This window comes from Gloeocapsa sp. PCC 7428, assembly GCF_000317555.1.
GTDB lineage: Bacteria > Cyanobacteriota > Cyanobacteriia > Cyanobacteriales > Chroococcidiopsidaceae > Chroogloeocystis.
In genome coordinates this window covers 1,912,119-1,932,826 of record NC_019745.1, presented here as the reverse complement: position 1 = coordinate 1,932,826, position 20,708 = coordinate 1,912,119, and the positions used below count along the sequence as shown (strand labels likewise).

The window sequence follows — 20,708 nt, the reverse complement described above, 5'->3', positions numbered from 1 at the left end:
ATTATTAGATCGACAATAGAGGAAGTCTGATTGAGGCAGGCATATATGGTGCGACTCAAGGTGTGGCAATGGGTAGTGTTAGCAACTCCAATTGCAGCAATTATTGGTTTTTTACTAGTTGCAGCAGGATGGCAAATTCACGAGTGGCGATTGAATTGGATTTGGGGTGTCTTTATTCTGGTATTCGTCGGTTGGCGTTGGTTGTTAGTGAAATGGACTCGCCCCGCTGTGGCGCAGATTGAAGCCGTTGTAACCGAAGTGAGTCAAGAACTACAATCGGCAAACGAGGGGATACTATCAACCGGAAGTGATACCGCAAGTCGCGTAGAAACGATACTTCAAGAAACTTTGAAAACAGCACAAAGCGATCGCCCAATTTGGGAAGATTGGCAAACTTTTTGGCAACGCTGTCAGGAACTTGTGATTGCTATTGCACATATATACCATCCCGAAGTCAAATATCCTTTACTTAATATCTACATCCCCCAAGCCTACGGATTGATTCGGGGAACTGTCGATGATATGGATCGGTGGATGCAAAAGTTATCTCCCGCACTCAATCAAGTTACCGTAGGGCAAGCTTATCAAGCTTATGAAGTTTATCAAAAACTCGAACCTTCAGCGCGGAAAGTTTGGCAAGCTTGGAACTGGGCGCAGTGGTTATTTAATCCAGCAGTCGCAGTCGCTAAACAAGCAACGCAAAAATCAAGTAACCAAGCAACACAGCAATTATTAGTTAATTTGAGTCAATTACTCCGCGAAGCTGCTTTGCGCAACTTATGCAAGCAAGCGATCGCACTTTATGGAGGCACTACGCTACCAAGTACATTTTCTCCGACAACACCAACACTACCCAAAGCAAAAACACAAACGCTGCGCGAAATCTTAGAGAAAGCTGAACCCGTCGAGGAAGTTAAGCAAAAGCCTGTCAGTATCTTACTTGCAGGACGCACTGGCGCAGGAAAAAGCAGCTTGATTAATACGCTATTTCAAGCCGAGTTAGCAGAAGTGGATGTGTTACCGAGTACGGATCGCATTCAAAATTACCGCTGGCAAACGGATACTAGTGAAATGACGCTATGGGATACTCCAGGCTACGAACAAGCTAACCGCGATGATTTGCGCGAACTTGTCCTTGATTATGCTACGAATGCAGATTTACTTCTATTAGTGACACCAGCACTCGATCCAGCGTTGCAAATGGATGTGGACTTTCTGCAAGACATCAAAACCGAAGTTGCCGATTTACCGGCGATCGCGGTTGTTACTCAAGTTGATCGTCTGCGTCCGATCCGCGAGTGGGAACCGCCGTATGATTGGGAATGGGGCGTTAGCGTAGCTCCTCCAAAGGAGGCTCGCCCGAAAGAAATTGCGATTCGCGAAGCAACTGCATATCGCGCTCAATTACTCAAGGAATGCGATCTCGTTCTACCTGTAGTTACAGGCGATCCTAAAACAGGTCGAACAGCGTGGGGAATCGATGCATTATCTTTAGCATTAGTCGAGGCGATTTCTCCTGCAAAACAACTGCGACTTGCCCGCTTTTTGCGTAATTTAGAAGCCCGCACAGTTGCTGCTGCTAAAATTATTGACCATTACACTTTCCAGATGACAACTACCCAGGGACTCGCCGCACTCCTCAAAAGTCCTGTTTTACGATTCATCTCTACTGTTTCCACAGGTTCTCCCACGCTTGCGTATATCCTAGCCGAGCAAATTCCTGTAGAACAGTTGCCTGTTGTGATTGGTAAGCTACAAATGGCGTATGAGCTTTTCTCGCTTTTGAAGCCTGGTAATAAGCGTAACTTCGATCTTCTCTCGCTTTGGTCACTTTTATTAGAAAATACCTCAGCACCAGAGCGTAACGCTTGGGCATTTGGTCATGCTTTAGTAGAATATTGGACAGAAAATCTTAGCGTTGAAGAACTGCACCAACGGTTTGAAAAATACTTACAGCAGGGTTGATTATGAAAAGCCTGGCGAATGAATTCGCAGCCAGATAAACAAAGATCCTCTAGACGCTTGGCGAATGAATTCGCCGCTAAATAAAACGAAGTTCACCTACGTGAACTTATACCATTTCACCAAATAAAAACTACAAGTCATTGCTCCTCTGCTCCCTCTGCTCCCTCTGCTCCCCTGCTCCCCTGTTCCCTCCAATCCAACGAAATTGATAAGCCTCACCTTCTGCACCCCAAACTTGATTACCTGTAGCATCAAAGCCGCGATCCCAAGTATCCATACCTGCTTGGTGTAAAGTAATGCGATTTGTGATTCGTACTGCACCTTTGTAATTACTTGGACATCCCGACGCGGATGTTTCTCCGATATAATTCTGTTGTTGGCGACCCAGAAAGACGCTACAGTTTGATGTGCCAATATCTTTTACGTTAATGATGCGTTGCGCTTCAGGTTTATTGCATAAACCAATCCAAGCTTGCGGTGTTGGGGGTCGAAAGACAGCTGACTCGATACTATTGTGATCTACACTCGGTGCAATTCGCAAAAAACGCTGACGATAAGGCTGGGAAAGTCGTTGTGAAAGTGCTTGTTCTTGATACATAAATACCGCATGAGGACGCGCGATCGCACCAGCATTTTTGACTGTCACTTTACAAGTCGTGATACGGACATCTGGTGCATTAGGATTTGCACGGGCTTGTGCAGAGGTATCCATCGCGCCATCAAGGTGAGAAACAACTTCTTGTACTTGTTGCGTAAGTGAAGGTTGATTATTTGCAGGCGCAGCGTTAATTGGACTCGTATAAGTGAAAACCGCAGCACTCACTAATATTGCAATACTCTTTTTACTTCCCACAGCACTGACTCAAAGCGATCGCACACAACTACACATACAATAGTTTAATAGATACCTGACCCCTGCTCTCTCATACTCCTGGTTGCTGTTGTTTTGTTAAATATCTGCTGAGTGCATAAGCCATATCACCGCGCGTTACTGGTTGTAGTGGTCTAATATTACCTTGAGCATCAGTATTGACAAATCCCTCATTTAATGCTGTAGCAATAGATCGTCTTGCCCATGTGGGAACGGATGCAGCATCAGGATATGGCGTGAGAATCTCAGCAACGGTATCATCAGGAAATTGATAGACTCCATAAGCTTGGGCAAAAATCGCGAAGGCTTCTGCACGGTTCACCCTTTGGTTAGGAAAAAACATATTTCCCCGATAACCGCGCATAATCCCAGTTTTCAGCACAGTTTGAATGTCGTTAAAAGCCCAGTGCGAAGCAGGAACATCTTGAACTTCTACTAAGTTTTCTTGTGTAGCAGCCGCACGTGTATCAAGGGCAAAGGCATTGACTAAAATTGATGCAAGTTCAGCGCGACTAATAAATCGTTCAGGATGAAATTGCCCATCAGCATAATTATTCATTAATCCCGCAGCAACAACTTGTTGGATTGCATCAGGAGTAGATAATGTTGCAGGTGGTGTTTGCGCGATCGCATTCGTACTTTGAATGACCATCACCATACAAAGTGTACCAGCAAGCCGACGTATTCGGGACATATCTAATTGACTCCACCCTCACTCAAAACTTCCGTTTTCATGCTACTCACGACGATGCCGTTTAGGGCAAAGTTGCGTAAACATAGCCGTTACACCGCAAATCTTGCTCAAATAGAGTTAAGTTACTGCCAACACTTAACTAATGCCGCCAAATATCGATTTGTTACCTGCAATCTCAGCAAAATCAATTCGGCTAGAAGGAAAGCAATTTTTTGTGGATGATCAAGGCGATCGCCTACCAAGTGTCACGACAATTCTCAACGCCACCAAACCGCAAGAACAACGGGAAAGACTTTTCAATTGGCGACAGCGTGTTGGTACAGAACAAGCAAATAAAATTGCTGGAACTGCAAGTCGTCGAGGTACGCAGACACACAAACAAATTCAGCGCTACCTTTTAGGTAAAGATCCCGTTTGTCCAGAAAATAGCATTTCTTACTGGGAAAGTATCAAACCAGTATTGCAAGATATCGACACTGTGCGTCTAGTTGAAGGCTCAATTTTTCACTACGACTTAGGCTACTCTGGTAAAGTCGATTGCGTTGCGAGTTACAAAGATACTCCTGTTCTGTGCGAGTGGAAAACGGCTGATAAACCGAAAGGTTCCATCGAGCGACTTTATGAATATCCCCTACAACTTGCTGCTTATCTCGGAGCCGTTAATCATTCTTACCAAGATTATGGTATTAAACTCGACCATGCACTTTTAGTTGTTGCAATTCCAGACACACCAGCTGAAGTCTTTTGGTTTGAACCAGCACAAATTCAATATTATTGGCAACAGTGGATTGAGCGAGTAGAAGCTTACCGAAAATTACAAAAACCGGAGTTTGATTGGTAGTTTTTCTTAGACTTTAGTTGAGTGTAATGATATTGTTATTAAGGTATCTGGTAATCGGTAATGAGAGTTATAAGTGATGAAATCTGAGTGGTAATTTCATTACATTTGTTATTTGAACTATCGACAAATCCACCAGTAAATTACTGATATCTGTTAACAAGGTATGTTTCTAGGTCATCAAGGATAGCATTAATCGCATAAATATCTGAATTATGCCAATGTGTACCTACAACATAAACTTTATTGTTTTGCACAACTTCGAGTTGTGACCACAAAGGATTTTGTTTAAGCTTATCTAACGTTTTTCGATCGTCTTCCCTTTCCCAAGAGACAAAGAAGAGAACGTCTCCATCAATATCAGATATTTTTTCTTGAGATATATTTTCGATATAGAAGAAATCGCCGCGCTGTGCTGGCGGACGTTGTAGACCAATATCCTTCAAAATTGACCCAGAGAAATGCTTTTCCCCATAAGACCAGATGCCGTATTCTGAAGAGGTATTGGCAATCGATACTTCTAGTGTTTGGCGGCGATCTCCTAAAGCTTGCTTCAGTTTTTCCACCCGTTGCCAATACTGAGCGATCAATTGCTGACTAACTTCTTCTTTGCCCAAAACAGTAGCAAGTTCCTCGAACATATCTATCCAGGGGGGTGGAGGAAAGGGTGTATTGAGGATTACGGTAGGTGCAATAGAAGACAACTGTTTGTAAATACTTTTCAACTGAGACTCATACTGAGAATCATAAATAATTAGGTCGGGTTTAAGTTTCAAAACTTTTTCTAGGTTCGGAGTTTTATAATCGCCAACAGATTCTACTTGCTCTACTTTACCTTGAAGATATTTTGGTATAGGAGAACCTGGAGCATAAGTCGATGCAATCGGTCGGATACCTAACGCCCAAATATTAGCTAAACCATCCGCTGCAAGATTCACTAATCGTTGAGGGTTGCGCGGAATGCAGGTGCTACCCATGACGTGTTGCACACTTCGGCAATTCTCAACAGGCTGTTGGTAGCTACTAATATTGGTGTCACGAGTTGTGTTACAAGCGGAAACCAGGATTGCTGTTAAGATACTCAAAAGTATCAGGTGGGTGAGGCGGCGCAAAGAAATACTCACGAGCATTTAGGAATGTGAATTAAATAAAGTGCAAATGTAGGTAAGGCAGTTTAAAGTTGATGCACCAAGCTAGAATAAATTAAAATTCCCAGGAAAGAGTTCCTTGTACCGTAAATGGGTCTCCATAAAGAACGTTGTTCCTACCCCTAGCTGATGTAAAATACTCAACATCAAACAAATTTCTGAGATTGAGCGCGGCGCGGAAGTTGTTTCTTGTATAAAATATCGCAGCATCGGTGCGAATGTAGCTAGGTAACTGAAATGAGTTATCAAGATCGCCTTGGCGTTCTCCAGCGTAGAAAATTCCTAAACCAAAGCCCAGCCCTTGCAAGCTACCCGATTGTAATTCATAGGTTGTCCACAAATTGAGTGAGTTGCTTGGCACATTATTCAATTGATTGCCAACTGGCAGGTCATTATCTTCAGTAATTTCTGCGTCAATTAATGCCAAGCCTGCAAAAATGTTCCATCCAGGTAAAATTTCGCCGGATAAATCAAACTCAACTCCTTGACTGCGTTGCTCACCCGTCTGAATCGAAAATAAAAGATTATTCGGATCGGTGGTCAATACATTGGAACGGGTTAAATGAAATAGAGCAAGTGTCGCTGAAAGTCTGTCAGTGAGATCGGCTTTCACTCCAATCTCATACTGCGTGCCCCGCTCTGGTTTGAATTGACTGTTATCCGATGCTCTGCCTCTCTGTGGACGAAATGAGCGACTGTAACTCGCATAGAGCGAAATCGGTTCAATCGGTTGATAAACGATCCCAACCCGTGGACTAAAAGCTTCATCCTGCTGCGACGAGCTTGTCGAGTCAGTAAAAAAATCATATTTTTGATTGGAAATATCAAACCGTCCACCGAGAAGCACGATCAGATTTTCTGCCAGCGTGATTTGGTCTTGTAGGTACAACCCTATCCCTCGGGTTCGCGTTCTGTCATCATAAGTTGTGATGTCTGTTACAGGTGCGCCGTAAATAGGGTTAAAAACATCGAGCGGAGCGACATTTCCTTCAATACCATTAGCATAGGCAAGAATTTCTCGATATAAGTTAAACCCTGCCACGAGTTGATGTTGAATACTGCCAATCGCAAACCTGCCTACAACATAGTTGTCTAGTTGATAGTTTTCAAGAAAAGCATCATATTTGCCATAGAACCTAGGCTCTTCGCGCTTATTGGCTAATAATCCCTGAGGTACAGCTACTGCATAAATATCTTTATAAAACACGGTTTGAAAGCGACTGCGAACTTGCCAATTTTCGCTAAAATGATGTTCAAGATCGTAGCCAACCCGATATATTTGCGTGTCATTCTCATCTAATGAAGGCTCTCCTCTATAACGGTTTCTGGGAATTTTACCGTTGGGATTTGGGAGTATAGTTCCTTCTGGTGGAAGACCGTAATCTAATCTTGTTCCAGTAATTCTTTGGTACTCAGCATCTATAGTTAGCTCAGTTCGCTCATCAATTTGCCAGGTTAAACTGGGTGCAACTAAGTAATTTTGTCTATCGAAAAAGTCAATAAAGCTTTCGGTGGTGTTCGCACTGGCATTCAATCGATACAAAACGGTTGTGTTATCATCTGTGTTCTCATCGAGCGATCCAGACAAATCAATTGAACTACTATAGGAATTGAAGTTGCCAATAGTAGCCTCAACTGCATAAAAAGGTTCTTGTAGCGGTTTTTTGGTGACTACGTTAGCTGATCCTCCTGGGGAGCCTAACCCAAAGAGAACAGAAGCTGGTCCTTTGAGAATTTCAACACGCTCAATATTAGAGACAATGGAGTTAATTCCAGTCCCTGATTGCTCCGGAACTCCGTTTCTAAGAAAATTAAGTGAAAATCCTCGGCTGTTGAACTCATTAAAAATTGAACGAGAGGATCTACCTGCCTGTGACACGCCTGGTGCATTTTCTAAAATTTCTCCTAAACGGTTTGCACCTTGATCTCTAATCACCTGCTGCGGAATGACTTGAATTGATTGGGGGATATCACGCAAAGGTGTATTTGTTCTCGTTCCCACACTCGTATTTGGTACGCGATAGGTATCTTGTTCACCTGTTACTACAATCTCAATCGTTTCGTCATCAGTAGCAGGTGCTTGTGGTTGCAATACTGTTTCGGCAGGAGTCAACCCAACAATCAGTCCCGCGTCGCTGTCAAATAACTCTACCGTTGGTAATGTGGTTTCACCCGTTACCGTGACGCGAATCGTACTCGCATCGAGATTTGTCACTGTAATTTCAGTAATCCCTGCAACGGGATTTTTACTACTAAAGGCGATCGCATCTCCACTCGATAAACGCAACTGTGCATTGGGTATATCTGCAATGTAACTATTCCCCGTACTGTGATTGATGATTCGTAATTGTTCGCCACTAGGAGTTTGTAAAATCACCTCCACACCGTTATCCGTAGGATTTGCTTGCACTCCCGTAATTGCAATAACTTCCCCTGGGGTTGCTGGCGGGTTGGTTGGTGCGGGTTGTTGTCCCAAAATTTGAGCGCTAGTTGCAGGAAGTTGAATTTCACGCAGGTGAGGAATTTGAGAATGCGTTTCATACTTCGTCTCGACATCTTGGCGATGCGGTTTTTCCTGTACCGATACCGATGAAACCGCGATCGCACTCAAACATCCTGCCATACTGATTAAAAACGATAGACCAACACTCGCGGATAAACACCAACCCCTCATAGTTCCTCACACAGCCCTTAAAGCGTTTGTTGCTAATAATTTTTGATAGCAATCAAGCGTAGTGTAGAGAAGTTGACTGCGGCGTGTCTATCCAAAAAATACTTTTTACTAGCGGAAAACTACTTTTTTCCCTGCCAAACACTGACTAGGCGTGATGCCATACTGACGCTTGAACGCTGCTGCGAAGTGCCCCAAGTGTCCATAGCCTACCAGATTTGCTACTTCTGCAACTTTGAGATCGCCTTGACGCAACAACATTTCTGCCTTTTCTAACCGTTGCTGTGTCAAATATCCAATCGCAGTTGTGTTGAAGAGTGCGGGAAAACCTCTGTGCAGAGTACTCACACTCACTCCCACTTGTTGTGCTAGTTCCGACACCGATGGCGGATGCTCAAGTTGTGTTGTCAAAATTTCCTTAGCGTGGTGAAGACGCGCGATCGTCTCAGGTTTAAGCTGAGGTATGTTATGAATGGGCTTTTGTGCCGAAATCAAATCTAGGTAGATTGCAATCAGTTCAAACACCTTCGCTTGAAGATGTATCCGCTTGGCTGCACCGCGATAGGGTGTATTCCACATTTGTTGCGCGAGCGATCGCATTGCTGGTGTTACTTTGGGGTAAAATGATAGCTTCCAGTCTTCGCCTTTAAACAGCAGTTTCTGGAGAGCATGACTATAATGCCCTTCCTCCAGAAAAAATGATTCTAACAGTTGCGGTTCAATTGTCAAATCTACAATAGTTAAGCGATCTCCAGCGCGATTTTTCTCGGCACAGGCAGGCGAAATTCCACTACCTGAAAAATAGCTATGTGTCCCACCCATAACATGAGGATGAACATCATCAAAATATAAGCCTCCTGATAGAAAAATCGTGAACTGAATCGGATGGTCATGGGCAGGTATCTTTAAGATTAAATCCTGGTGAAATTCACAATCTGAGAAACACAACCACACCCCAGGCGATAGATCCATGCTGCGAGAGTAGCCCCAATTTGCAATTTCCGGCATACCCTCAAGTATCTCAAAACCATCGAGTACGAGATTCTGAACCTGGGGTTTTGGAGCCTGCTTGCGCAATTCATCCCAGTCCGATCCGTTGAGGATAAGTGTCATGGTGGCGCTAGCTTAGTGCAATTTATTATCAATACATTTACCACTAAGTGACTACTAAAAAATGCTTGTATTCTAGCTTTTCAATAACTCTTCGGGTAAACGTTGTAAAACACGTTGAAAAGGTGCAGTGTTTCCTAGACCCCTTGCTAATACTAATGAACCTTGAATTTGTAATACGGCATCTTCTGCTTTCTGATGCGCTAGTTTTTCTTCAAAGCCAGCATCAATCAAAACCTGTGCCAAACTATTAATCCAACCGGTTAAAGCGTTCTGAATTTCTTTTGCAAACAACTTTGATTCGAGTGATAATACTGCTAGAAGACAGGCGTGTTCGCCGCAATTGTACAATTCATTAACTTTTTGCGTCATCGCCCGAATTCGCTCAATCGGTTGATTGTGACTGCGCAATGTTGCAAAAATATTTGTCTCCATCCAATCGTTAAGGTAATTGAGAACTGCTTGTGCCATTTCTTCCTTACCTTTAGGAAAATGATGATAAAGACTGGCTTTGCCTAAACCTGTAGCTTGCGAAAGCCGCGTTAATGTTGCCCCTTCGTACCCATATTGCCGAAAAACTTTGAGTAATTCGATAATGACTTGTTCTTTGTCTTTGGACATCTAGAAGATTGTTGTTCTCTCCTTGACATTGTACCGAACGATCAGTAAAAATATTTATACCGAACGATCGGTATAAAGTTGTACGCGCTCAAAATGACAGGAGACGTAATGTTGAAATTGTACGATTTCCCACTATCAGGCAACTGCCATAAAGTACGGTTAATGTTGTCACTCCTGCAACTCGATTACGATCTCATTCCTGTCAACTTGAAAGAAGGCGAACAAAAATCAGCAGCGTTTTTGCAACTAAATCCGCTAGGGCAAGTACCAGTACTTATTGATGATGACGTGGTAGTTTGGGATTCGCAGGCAATTTTAGTGTATCTGGCGCGGCGCTATGGAGGGGAAAAATGGTTGCCCACAGATGCAGACTCGATGAGTAAAGTTATGCAGTGGTTATTGATCGCAGCTAATAATATTCAAAATAGTATAGCTGCGGCTAGATTGCATTTCTTATTTAATACCCAGCTGGATTTAGATTTAGCGCACCAGAAAGCTTACCAAATTCTGCAAATATTTGATGAACACTTGAGTAAGCGTGACTGGTTAGAATGCCATCGCCTAACGATTGCAGATATAGCCTGTTTTCCATATATAGCATTAGCACCACAAGGCAAAATTTCTTTAGATGCTTATCCTCATGTCACTAATTGGATCAACCGTATCAAAGATCTTCCTGGTTATATCAGTATGCCAGGTATTGCAGGGTAGGGGGGCAGAGGGGAATACTAGATATCCTGCGTGAATGTGCTTGCGAATGAATTCGCAGCTAAATAAACAAAGTCCGCGGAGGTGGACTTATTTTAGTGTACGAAGGTACACTTTGCTTGAATAGCCCTGACTTCAGTCGCAGGGCATCTGTGATTCATGCAGGAAGGCTACTGTATTTCTATCTATTCAAAACTCAAAACTAGCCACTAGCCACTAAATATCATGGAAACTCCTTACCACGCCGGAGAACTTGCGGTTCAAAGTCAAGCGGGAGTGCAAGCAGAAGCTGCAAGCTTAGGAAATATCATTGGTGCAACGATTAAACCAGCAGCAAAAGACTTTTTGCAAAATCAAAGATTTGCGATCGCATCCACTATTGATTCAAACCATGTATGGGCATCGTTGTTGACTGGAAAACCTGGATTTGTGCAAGCGATCGGCGATCGCACCATCAACATTCAAGCGACAATTCCTAGCGCATCACTGCAAATTGGTTTACTGGTTATCGATTTTGCAACTCGACGACGTTTAAGAATTAACGGGAAGGCTACGAGAAAATCTGATGTTAGTACTGATATCGCAACTCAACAAGTTTATTTCAATTGCCCCAAGTATATCCAACAGCGTTATTTAGTTGCAGATGACACTCAGCTACCTACACCGTCAGTTCAAGATTTTAATAGTCTCACTGTAAAACAGCAACAGTGGATTACTTCTGCTGATACATTCTTTATTGCCAGTATGCATCCTGAAAGTGGTGCTGATGCATCGCATCGCGGCGGATATCCAGGATTTGTTCAGGTAGTGAATGAAAACCTGCTTGTATTTCCTGACTATGTTGGTAATAATATGTTCAATACTTTGGGTAACATTGCGCTCAATCCAAATTCAGGTTTGTTGTTTGTTGATTTTGAACGCGGCAACACATTACAACTTACAGGAGAAGCTAGCATCATTTGGGAAAAAGAACGTCTTGTCGAATTTCAAATTAAAGGCGTTAGAGAAACTATTAATGCTACAAATCTACGATGGAAGTTTGCAGAATACTCTCCATTTAATCCATTATTGTAATTGAAGCGATCGCTAGTTAAATATCCGCGTAACACTACAACTAAAATCAGGTAAAAGAGGACTATTTAAATCATCTTCTTTATATAAAGTTGCTGCTAGTTTCAACACAGCATTTTCTCGACGATAAATTTCTACCTGCTGCTTTTGAGGATCGATGATCCAATATTCTTGTACGCCTTGAATCGAGTAAAGTTTCAGTTTGAGTTGGCGATCGCGTTTCGCTTGTAATTCTCCTGGAGATAACACTTCAATAACAAGTTCTGGTGCGCCCACTAAATGCCCTGCATCATCTAGTATTACTGCTAAGCGCTGATTACTAACCCATACCACATCGGGAATCACGTTGTCAGCATCTGTAAAAATTACTCCAGGAGTCGTAGCTGCATCCCCTAAACCTGTTTGCCTTGACCAAAGTTTTAACTCTATGCAAACATTATCAGCAACATTTTGATGTTTCCAGTGGGGCGCTTTAGTCACAAACAACTCTCCATCAATAATTTCATAGCGATTTCCGTCATCTGGAAATAACTTGAGATCAGCTGTTGTCCAGTGGATATTTGTTGCAGTATTCATTAAACCACTCCTGACAGTGGATAGTATATGTATTCTATCAGTTCTTAGGAGTTGAATAAAATGTTTTGAGTTAAAGCGATCGCCTCATCTACACTATGAGCAATAAAAATATTTTTTGGTGCTATTTTTTGAAAGAAATCTTGGCTATTTAGGTCATCATTTAATAAGATAATAGGCTTATTTGATTTGATTGCTAAAGCTATTTCTGAGGCGGTTCCTGCGCCCATACCGCAAGCAATGACAACATCACTCGAAAGTACGTTAATATTGTTTCTGGCATTACCCATATCAGTAACAATTGCAATATCAACCGCAGCAGAAACACCACTTGTATCGTTACCAGGAAGAATACCAACGGTTAAACCTTGGGCTGCTTTTGCGCCTTGATTTGCAGCTTCCATCACGCCGACATTTCTACCACCAGTTAGCAGTATCCATCCTTGTTGGGCGATGAGATATCCTAGCTGATAAGCATTTTGTAAATCATGTTCAGTCGCTTGTTCGCCAGGACCCATCACCCCGATAATCGTTTTACGAGTCATTCTTTATTAACTCAAACTTCCAGCAATCATGCCAGCAAGTACAAGAAAACCTAACCAAACATTTTGGCGAAACATCTCTGCATAAGCTGAATTTGGAATATCTTCTTGTTTTAAACGAACATACTGCCAAATCCAACCTGCTGTAGCTAGTGTAAGTGCAATCCAAAAAGCAATATTAAGCTGTAATTCGATACCTAACCAAGCAAGTAAACCAACGGTTCCAATAAAGAAAATACCGATCGCATCTGCTGTATAATCGCCAAAGAATAAAGCGCTAGAATTCACCCCAATGCGGCGATCGTCATCGCGATCGCTCATTGCATAAACTGTATCAAATCCCAAAGTCCATAATACCGTCGCCCCCCAAAGTAACCATGTCGGAAGCGATAGCGATCCTGTTACTGCACTCCAGCTAATTAATACGCCAAATCCCCAAGCAATTGACAAGACGAGTTGAGGAACAGGAAATACGCGCTTTGCGCCAGGATACAATAGAATAACGGGTACAGCCGCGACGCATAGCCAAAAAGACAATGCGTTGAGATACAGCGATAAACCAAACGCGCAAACTAAAGCAACAAAAGCAACAACAATTCCTACCTTGACAGAAAGCGCACGAGATGCTAAGGGTCGATTGCGAGTTCTTTGCACTTGCGGATCGATATCGCGATCCCAGAGATCGTTAACAACACAACCCGCCGCACTTGTCGCGAGAGTTCCTAAGACAATGACACCAACAAGCGGTAGCGGAGGCGTTCCCTGCGCGGCTAAAAAAACTGCCCAAAGTGCGGGAATCATTAGAATGAGTCTTCCCTCAGGCTTATCCCAGCGCAATAGGCGAATGATCGTAAACCACGTTGGTTCAGATTGTTCTTGCTGTGTCAGCATCGTTTAAAAAATTACCGTAAATGAAATAATGTGAGAAGGGATTTTGGATCAGCTTCCCCTATAGAATATCGTTATTCGGATCGGGGCTGGAGTTCTAGTGGGTGTCCATGGTAAATTTAGTATCAGCCAGTTCGGTAAGTATTCCTACTCAGGTAATGCAGCAAGAAAAAATCCTCGCTGCCATAGACTTGGGGACAAACTCCTTGCATATGGTAGTCGTGCGCATTAAACCGGAACTACCAACTTTTAGTATTATTGCCAGAGAAAAAGATACGGTTAGGTTAGGCGATCGCACGCCAGACGGCAATTTAAAACCCGAAGTAATAGCACGCGCGATCGCAACTTTACGCAGGTTTCAAGAAATTGCCAGAAGCCTCAATGCAGATACGATTGTTGCAGTAGCAACCAGTGCAGTACGCGAATCTCCCAACGGTAAAGAGTTCTTACAACAAGTCAAAGATGAACTCGATCTCAATGTTGACTTAATTTCAGGACAAGAAGAAGCAAGACGCATTTATCTTGGCGTTTTGTCAGCGATGGAACTTAATAGCCATCCGCATGGAATTATCGATATTGGCGGCGGTTCCACAGAACTTATTCTCGGTGACAGTCACGAACCGCGATCGCTGAGTAGTACTAAAGTTGGTGCAGTGCGACTTTCAAGCGAATTTGTCACCACCGATCCTATCAGTAATGCAGAGTTTCAATTCTTGCAAGCATACGTGCGCGGGATGTTAGAACGCCCTGTCGAAGAGTTGCTAGCCAAGTTACAACCTGATGAAACACTCCGCCTTGTAGGAACTTCGGGGACGATTGAAACGCTAGCCGTCATCCATGCGCGAGAAAAATTAGGGATGGTTCCCTCGCTCTTAACAGGCTATCAAGTGAGTCTAAAAGACTTGCGGGAAATTCTCAACCGCTTGCGCAAGTTAAGTTATGCTGAACGTGCTGCCATTCCTGGAATGTCGGATCGGCGATCGGAAATTATCGTCGCAGGGCTAATCATTTTGCAAGAAGCGATGACATTGCTAGGTGCAGATTCGATTACAATCTGCGAACGCGCGCTGCGTGAGGGTGTGATTGTAGACTGGATGCTTACTCACGGCTTAATTGAAGATCGCTTACGCTATCAAGGTTCAATACGCCAACGCAGTGTGATTAGAACTGCCCAAAAATATCAAGTCAAGTTAGAGTATAGCGATCGCATCGCTGCATTTGCACTGAGTTTATTCGATCAAACGCAAGGAATCCTCCACCAGTGGGGAACCGAAGAACGCGAACTTCTCTGGGCAGCTGCGATTTTACACAACTGCGGTCACTTTGTCAGTCATTCATCACATCACAAACACTCGTACTACCTGATCCGTAACGGCGAACTTCTTGGCTACACCGAAACCGAACTCGAACTCATTGCCAATATCGCGCGTTACCACCGCCGCAGTGCCCCGAAGAAAAAGCACGATAACTACCGCAACTTACCGACAAAACAACACCGCCAAATGGTAAGCCAATTGAGTGCATTACTGCGAATAGCTGTCGCGCTCGATCGCCGTCAAATTGGTGCGATCGCGCAAGTACGAAGCGAATATCGCCCAGAAACGCAAGAATTTCACTTGTGGCTAACTCCATCGCAACCAGGCGACGACTGTGCCTTAGAATTGTGGAGTTTAGATTACAAAAAAGACGTGTTCGAGGCGGAATACAATGTTAAATTAATCGCGACCTTAGAAACACCTGAATCAGAAATCGCCGCTTCTACGTATCATGTAACGGCGTAGCCCTGCGACTAAAGTCGGGGCTACGCAGACAAAGTGTGCAAGGCAGCACACTAAAGGGGTAAGGTATGCCTTACCCTGAATTCATTCGCCAAGCTGGAATAAGAGCGTTATTTTTTGACCTCTGCTATCCATCTAACGGCGACGTCCGCCACTACTGCGGAAACCACCGCTACTACGACTGCGACTCGATCCAAACGAACGGTTGCTGCTACCAAAACTTCCTGATGAAGGACGGCGGTTATTAGAGTTACCCGATCGCAAGTTACTAGCGCCGAATCCTGAACCTGTAGGACGATTGTTCGTCGTCACGCGGGGCGTGCTACGGCGTGTCGTTGTTGTCGGTTGTCTGTAACTCGGTGTTCGGATGCGTCCCGTTGTGCGCAAATTAGACCGGCGATTTCTTTCGGCAAGCGGCGGTGCGTTGTATCGCGATTGATAGCGCTCGACGGCTTGACCATAAGAGCTACCATAACCACCAAAACCTGTAATCACAGATGCACCTGGCTGGTAAAGTGGTGGTACGTAGTATTGCGGTCTAAACAATAAACTGCCAATTGCTTGACCTGCTAAAGCACCCGCAAACGGCGACCAAAATCCTGTCTCGCGACGGACAATCACGGTTTCTTGTTGTCCGGTTTGGGGATTTGTTTGAGTTTCCGCGACATTATGAACGTACTCGATTCTAAAATCTTCGGTAAGGTATAGAACTGGCTGACCGTTTTCTACTTTGAGATAGGTTTTTTGACCTGCTTTGACTTCTTCATCTGTTAGCCGCGCCATCTGCAAGTTAGCTGTAGTAAACGTTGGTGGCGCACCAGGAGGAGTATTTAGTAAAAATAAACTATACTCTCCTGTCGCATCATCATAAGTCGCTTGCTGGACGGGGTATTGTCCATCACTCAGCCGCGTATTTGTCGCCACTGGGGATGCAACATTGCGTACCTGGGAAGTTGTCGATTCCGGTCTACCACAGGCGATCGTTGTCCAGCACAAAGTTATCGTTAAAAAAATCAGTGTAAATCGCCGCAAGATTGTCATCATATTTTCAAAAATCAGCTTACTTCGAGATTAACAAGATCTCAACTCTTCTGACACCTGGCTAGTGGCAGGACTGCGATCGCTTACAAAGGAACTAACTCAGGAAAATATTGCAGCAATTGGTCATTCGTCAATTCATCGCCAAATTGCGCTGGCGAAAAATGCACTTGTATTCCGCGCAGTCTTTCTTGATAGTGCAAATTAATTAAAGCCTTCAATCCAGCTTTCAAAGCGTTAATATCCGCTAAATTTGTTTCTAATTCGGGAACTTCGCCTTCAAAAGCCGCCGTCAGCATGACAATGACGTTGCGGGTGGCTGGTAGCGACAGCGGCTCATTCAAATTAGCATCACTGTCTAAGTCTACTTCACTCAAGTATCGCTGTGCTGAATCAGTAAACAACTCGTTGAAGTAGTCACCTGCTTCTCCTTCGTCCCAAAAAACATCACCCTCGTTAGCCGCAGAAAGCCAGTATTCATCGTATTGCAATAAGCTTTGGCAAACTTCTACTAAGCCTTCGCCCAAAACTTCTAAGTCGCCCTCAGAATCAATCGCTTCGCGTGCGGTACGATTTAATATTCCCAGCAACGGTGCGACGTCAGAACCTGCAAGATGAACAAAGATACGACAGACAACAAAGCGGGTGCGCCCCGTCATTCGATTTAAGCGATCGCGCCATGCATTCATTTTTATATCCTCGCCATTTACAAAAATGATTTAATGCCTACTAAGTTAACAAAGCATCCACTATGAATATTGGCATTGTCGGACTCGGTTTAATCGGTGGCTCGTTAGGTTTAGATTTAAGAGCGCAGGGATATCATGTTTTGGGTGTCAGTCGTCGCGAACAAACGTGCGAACAAGCGATCGCCTGCGGTGCGGTTGATACCGCGAGTATTGACTTGGCGACGCTTAAAAGTGCTGATGTCATTATTATCTGTACGCACATCGCGGCAATTTTACCAACTGTACAGCAACTGATTCCGCATCTCTCGCCGGCGACGATTCTCACCGATGTTGGTTCGGTTAAAGTTCCTGTCGTCGAGGCGATCGCCCCATTATGGCAAAATTTTGTGGGCGGACACCCCATGGCGGGAAAAACAGAAAGTGGCATTGAAGCTGCACAAAAAGAGTTATTTGTCAACAACCCGTATGTATTAACTCCGATTGCGTCAACTCCAGCAAGCGCAGTGCAAATCGTTGAGGAAGTAGCGCGATCGCTCCAAGCTAAAATTTACCACTGTCGCCCTGAAGACCACGACCGTGCGGTAAGTTGGATTTCGCATTTACCCGTGATGGTGAGTAGCAATTTAATCGCCGCGTGTATGAGTGAGAGTAACCCTGACGTTTTAACTTTGGCGCAGAATTTAGCAAGTTCTGGATTTCGCGACACCAGTCGCGTCGGCGGTGGGAATTCAGAATTAGGCGTGATGATGGCACGCTACAATCGTCAAGAATTACTGCGATCGCTGAACTCGTATCGCCAACACCTAGATGCCTTGATTGCGATCGTCGAACAAGAAAACTGGGAAGCTTTAGAACAACAACTCAAATCAACACACTCCGCCCGACCTCGTTTTCTCAAAGAGTAATGTTTTATCATCCCTACATCCCCCTGTGACATTGAGGCGTAGCATCGCATCCTTAAATCAACTGTAGGATGTTATTGCGCTTGGTAATCAGGTCATAACCGTTCTTGTTGATGCTATTTAGGTGTTAGATAGAGTAGCTATCTCACTAGCTTGACGACAGCAAAACCTGCAATGAGTTCAGAAATTTGGGTACAATATATTCGTGTCGAATATGCTAAAGCTACTACTCTGATTCCAGATTTTTAGACCTACAAACTCGGCGATTCATCTATAACAAAAAATATAGAAAAGCAAGTAGTGCTACCCGTAAAAAAGGATAGGAATAGCTTTATGAACAATAATATATGCGAAACCAATCTGTATTTGCCATATCTGTCCATGCTTGTAGAAATCAATTCGTATGGCTTAAATGAGTAAAATGCATGAACATAACTGCTAAAATTGCTGCGCAGAATCGTTTTCATTAAAGTGCAATAAAGCTGTCACAAAAAAGACATAGTAGCTGTTTAAACTAAAAATAAGTTAAACAGGAAACTATCAAGGTGACAAGCCAGTCAACAATCTATAAAGAACCTTGCTAAAACAGTATTTGTATTTTTGTATCTAGTCATCAATGAGACTTTGCTGTAAGTGAAACCTATGCAAAACGAACCACAAGAAAGAAATCAATCAAGCCAAGTTAACAACTCCTCAAGCGCTGCAAGAAAGACATCGTTGACGGCACCCTGGCACAAAACCGCAAGTTACCTTTCAATGATGTTATTGGGCGCAGGTGTCGCAGTTTCAGGAAGTAATCTCGCAACGCGACTTCAACCATCGTCGAGTGTCGCAACGTCGCCGATTAGTCCTGCGATCGCCGCACCTATCCCCACAACCGACCCCAATTTTGTCGCGAATGTCGTCGAAAGAGTTGGTCCTGCTGTCGTACGGATTGAAGCGTCACGCACCGTCACGACTCGCGTTCCCGATGTTTTTGACGATCCATTTTTCCGTCGATTCTTTGGTTCGCAAATTCCCCGAACGCAACAAAGAGTACAACAAGGAACAGGGTCAGGGTTCATCATTAGTTCCGATGGACGCATTTTAACGAATGCTCACGTTGTCGATGGTGCGCGCAGTGTAAATGTGGTACTCAACGATGGACGCCGTTTTACGGGTAGAGTGCTAGGAACAGATCCTGTCACCGATGTTGCTGTCATCAAAATCGACGCAGATCGGCTACCAACATTAACAATGGGTAACTCGGATCAGTTGCGCCCAGGTGAATTTGCGATCGCGATCGGCAACCCGCTAGGATTAGACAATACGGTAACAACTGGTATCATCAGCGCTACAGGTCGTACTAGCAATCAAGTTGGTGTGGCTGATAAGCGCGTACAATTTATTCAAACCGACGCAGCAATTAATCCAGGTAACTCTGGCGGACCATTGTTGAACGCGCGCGGTGAAGTTATCGGGATGAATACCGCCATTCTAAGTGGCGCGCAAGGCTTGGGCTTTGCGATTCCCATTAACACCGCCCAACGTATTTCTAGCCAATTGATTGCGCAAGGTCGAGTCGAACATCCTTATGTTGGCGTTCAGATGGTAGCAATAACGCCTGAGTTGCGCCAAGAGATTAACAGTGACCCCAACAGTGGTATAACGATTACCGAAGATCGCGGCGTTTTGATTGTGCGAGTTCTTCCTAATTCTCCCGCAGCCCGTGCCGGACTGCGCGCAGGCGATGTAATTCGCCGCATTAACGGTCAAGACGCAACAACCGCTGAAGTTGTGCAAAGAGCAGTAGAAAATACAAGAGTCGGCGAACAACTACAACTTGAAGTCCGTCGTGGTGGTAGAAATGTCAACCTCGCTTTGAATACGGGGGCTTTTCCTACTCAGTTGCAGTCTCAAAATTAAAGTAGTAGGCGACAGAACCTTAACCCCTTCTCCCTACTTCAAGAGAAGGGGAATTTTTTTACAATGCGATTCGCTTAATCTTGAGGAAATAAGTAGGCGATCGCCGTAAAAGCAAACATAGTCACTAAACTGACTAAAAAGAACGCAAAGAAAAAATGAGGCATAACTAAAAAACTACTTATTTTGAGCTTAAAAATTTATCATTCACAAATTCACGGCTCAAAGATTGTGTACCTGATGAATTATATAGAGGTCAGGGATCAGGGTTAAACTTCCTTTAGGGAAATCACAGCTGTCCTAACTCGATTGAATATGGCTATAACTTATCCGTCACGCGATCGCAACAGCAATAGTTTGCCAGCGTACCAATGTAAGATACAGACGATGGATAGGACAGATGTTGATTAAGGAATATGAACGCTACTTGTTGCTTCGCTACACTTGTGCAAAGTTAATCTTTGTCGTCTTGTGCTGTCAAAGTCTTAAACTGATTCACATCAGGAAACAAGCTTTCCACATCGTAGGGATCGTCATCCACAATCTCTCGGCGAATCCAATCTTTTAAGTTGCGACGTAAGGAAGATATTGTCATAGATTCTATTATTAAAGGAAAGCGATATTTAAAACTTTGAGTAAAAAACATACTATCCTCCTGAGAATACAATAAAGCTAATTCAAACAACAATTGAATTTTTA

Annotated in this window: 19 protein-coding genes; 7 read left to right on the top strand and 12 right to left on the bottom strand. The window is 43.8% G+C overall.

Annotation, left to right across the window (positions count from 1 at the left end; genetic code table 11):
* Positions 1–45 precede the first annotated feature (45 nt).
* Entirely contained in the window at positions 46–1,965 is a 1,920-nt protein-coding gene (locus GLO7428_RS08495) for a GTPase family protein (RefSeq protein WP_015188156.1), read from the top strand.
* A 130-nt stretch (positions 1,966–2,095) separates the two neighbouring features.
* On the opposite strand, the gene GLO7428_RS08490 is transcribed toward GLO7428_RS08495, so the two are convergent.
* A complete protein-coding gene (locus tag GLO7428_RS08490; protein ID WP_015188155.1) occupies positions 2,096–2,818 on the bottom strand; it encodes a chromophore lyase CpcT/CpeT in 723 nt (240 codons plus the stop codon).
* A 70-nt stretch (positions 2,819–2,888) separates the two neighbouring features.
* Entirely contained in the window at positions 2,889–3,530 is a 642-nt protein-coding gene (locus GLO7428_RS08485) for an S-layer homology domain-containing protein (protein WP_015188154.1), read from the bottom strand.
* Positions 3,531–3,672: 142 nt separating this feature from the next.
* Here GLO7428_RS08485 and GLO7428_RS08480 point away from each other — a divergent pair, with 142 nt between their 5' ends.
* Entirely contained in the window at positions 3,673–4,371 is a 699-nt protein-coding gene (locus GLO7428_RS08480; protein WP_015188153.1) for a PD-(D/E)XK nuclease family protein, read from the top strand.
* Between the two features lie 140 nt (positions 4,372–4,511).
* Here the strand turns inward: GLO7428_RS08480 and GLO7428_RS08475 are convergent, their stop codons facing one another.
* From GLO7428_RS08475 to GLO7428_RS08460, 4 genes are all read right to left on the bottom strand, one after another.
* Positions 4,512–5,498 (bottom strand): iron-siderophore ABC transporter substrate-binding protein, encoded by a 987-nt coding sequence (locus GLO7428_RS08475; protein WP_015188152.1) that lies wholly within the window; start codon positions 5,496–5,498, stop codon positions 4,512–4,514.
* Positions 5,499–5,571: 73 nt separating this feature from the next.
* On the bottom strand, positions 5,572–8,190 hold the full coding sequence (locus GLO7428_RS08470) for a TonB-dependent receptor (RefSeq protein ID WP_015188151.1): 2,619 nt from the start codon (positions 8,188–8,190) through the stop codon (positions 5,572–5,574).
* A 108-nt stretch (positions 8,191–8,298) separates the two neighbouring features.
* On the bottom strand, positions 8,299–9,300 hold the full coding sequence (locus GLO7428_RS08465) for an AraC family transcriptional regulator (protein WP_015188150.1): 1,002 nt from the start codon (positions 9,298–9,300) through the stop codon (positions 8,299–8,301).
* Positions 9,301–9,372: 72 nt separating this feature from the next.
* Complete coding sequence (locus GLO7428_RS08460; RefSeq protein WP_015188149.1) at positions 9,373–9,918, bottom strand: TetR/AcrR family transcriptional regulator; 546 nt, start codon at positions 9,916–9,918, stop codon at positions 9,373–9,375.
* Between the two features lie 108 nt (positions 9,919–10,026).
* On the opposite strand from GLO7428_RS08460, the gene GLO7428_RS08455 reads away from it, so the two are divergent.
* Positions 10,027–10,629 carry a glutathione S-transferase family protein gene (locus GLO7428_RS08455; RefSeq protein WP_015188148.1) on the top strand — a complete coding sequence of 201 codons (603 nt, stop codon included), beginning with the start codon at positions 10,027–10,029 and terminating at the stop codon, positions 10,627–10,629.
* 222 nt (positions 10,630–10,851) lie between these two features.
* The gene (locus GLO7428_RS08450; RefSeq protein WP_015188147.1) at positions 10,852–11,700 is read left to right on the top strand and encodes a pyridoxamine 5'-phosphate oxidase family protein; all 849 of its coding nucleotides are present in this window, start codon (positions 10,852–10,854) and stop codon (positions 11,698–11,700) included.
* 12 nt (positions 11,701–11,712) lie between these two features.
* Here the strand turns inward: GLO7428_RS08450 and GLO7428_RS08445 are convergent, their stop codons facing one another.
* From GLO7428_RS08445 to GLO7428_RS08435, 3 genes are read right to left on the bottom strand one after another with little or no spacing between them, the layout of a single operon-like run.
* A complete protein-coding gene (locus GLO7428_RS08445; RefSeq protein WP_015188146.1) occupies positions 11,713–12,273 on the bottom strand; it encodes a Uma2 family endonuclease in 561 nt (186 codons plus the stop codon).
* 44 nt (positions 12,274–12,317) lie between these two features.
* Entirely contained in the window at positions 12,318–12,815 is a 498-nt protein-coding gene (locus GLO7428_RS08440) for a TIGR00725 family protein (protein ID WP_015188145.1), read from the bottom strand.
* 6 nt (positions 12,816–12,821) lie between these two features.
* Positions 12,822–13,703 (bottom strand): 4-hydroxybenzoate solanesyltransferase, encoded by an 882-nt coding sequence (locus tag GLO7428_RS08435; protein WP_015188144.1) that lies wholly within the window; start codon positions 13,701–13,703, stop codon positions 12,822–12,824.
* 107 nt (positions 13,704–13,810) lie between these two features.
* On the opposite strand from GLO7428_RS08435, the gene GLO7428_RS08430 reads away from it, so the two are divergent.
* Positions 13,811–15,481 (top strand): Ppx/GppA phosphatase family protein, encoded by a 1,671-nt coding sequence (locus tag GLO7428_RS08430; RefSeq protein WP_015188143.1) that lies wholly within the window; start codon positions 13,811–13,813, stop codon positions 15,479–15,481.
* Positions 15,482–15,613: 132 nt separating this feature from the next.
* Here GLO7428_RS08430 and GLO7428_RS08425 read toward each other — a convergent pair whose 3' ends face one another.
* Positions 15,614–16,522, bottom strand: coding sequence for a hypothetical protein (locus GLO7428_RS08425; protein ID WP_015188142.1), 909 nt, complete (start codon positions 16,520–16,522; stop codon positions 15,614–15,616).
* A gap of 80 nt (positions 16,523–16,602) precedes the next feature.
* On the bottom strand, positions 16,603–17,205 hold the full coding sequence (locus GLO7428_RS08420) for a DUF1517 domain-containing protein (protein WP_015188141.1): 603 nt from the start codon (positions 17,203–17,205) through the stop codon (positions 16,603–16,605).
* A gap of 62 nt (positions 17,206–17,267) precedes the next feature.
* On the opposite strand from GLO7428_RS08420, the gene GLO7428_RS08415 reads away from it, so the two are divergent.
* Together GLO7428_RS08415 and GLO7428_RS08410 are read left to right on the top strand one after the other, a co-directional pair.
* Positions 17,268–18,110: a prephenate/arogenate dehydrogenase gene (locus GLO7428_RS08415; protein WP_015188140.1), complete on the top strand. Its 843-nt coding sequence runs from the start codon at positions 17,268–17,270 to the stop codon at positions 18,108–18,110.
* A gap of 639 nt (positions 18,111–18,749) precedes the next feature.
* On the top strand, positions 18,750–20,012 hold the full coding sequence (locus GLO7428_RS08410; protein WP_015188139.1) for an HhoA/HhoB/HtrA family serine endopeptidase: 1,263 nt from the start codon (positions 18,750–18,752) through the stop codon (positions 20,010–20,012).
* A gap of 451 nt (positions 20,013–20,463) precedes the next feature.
* Here GLO7428_RS08410 and GLO7428_RS08405 read toward each other — a convergent pair whose 3' ends face one another.
* Positions 20,464–20,604 (bottom strand): hypothetical protein, encoded by a 141-nt coding sequence (locus GLO7428_RS08405; protein ID WP_155823623.1) that lies wholly within the window; start codon positions 20,602–20,604, stop codon positions 20,464–20,466.
* Positions 20,605–20,708: the final 104 nt, after the last annotated feature.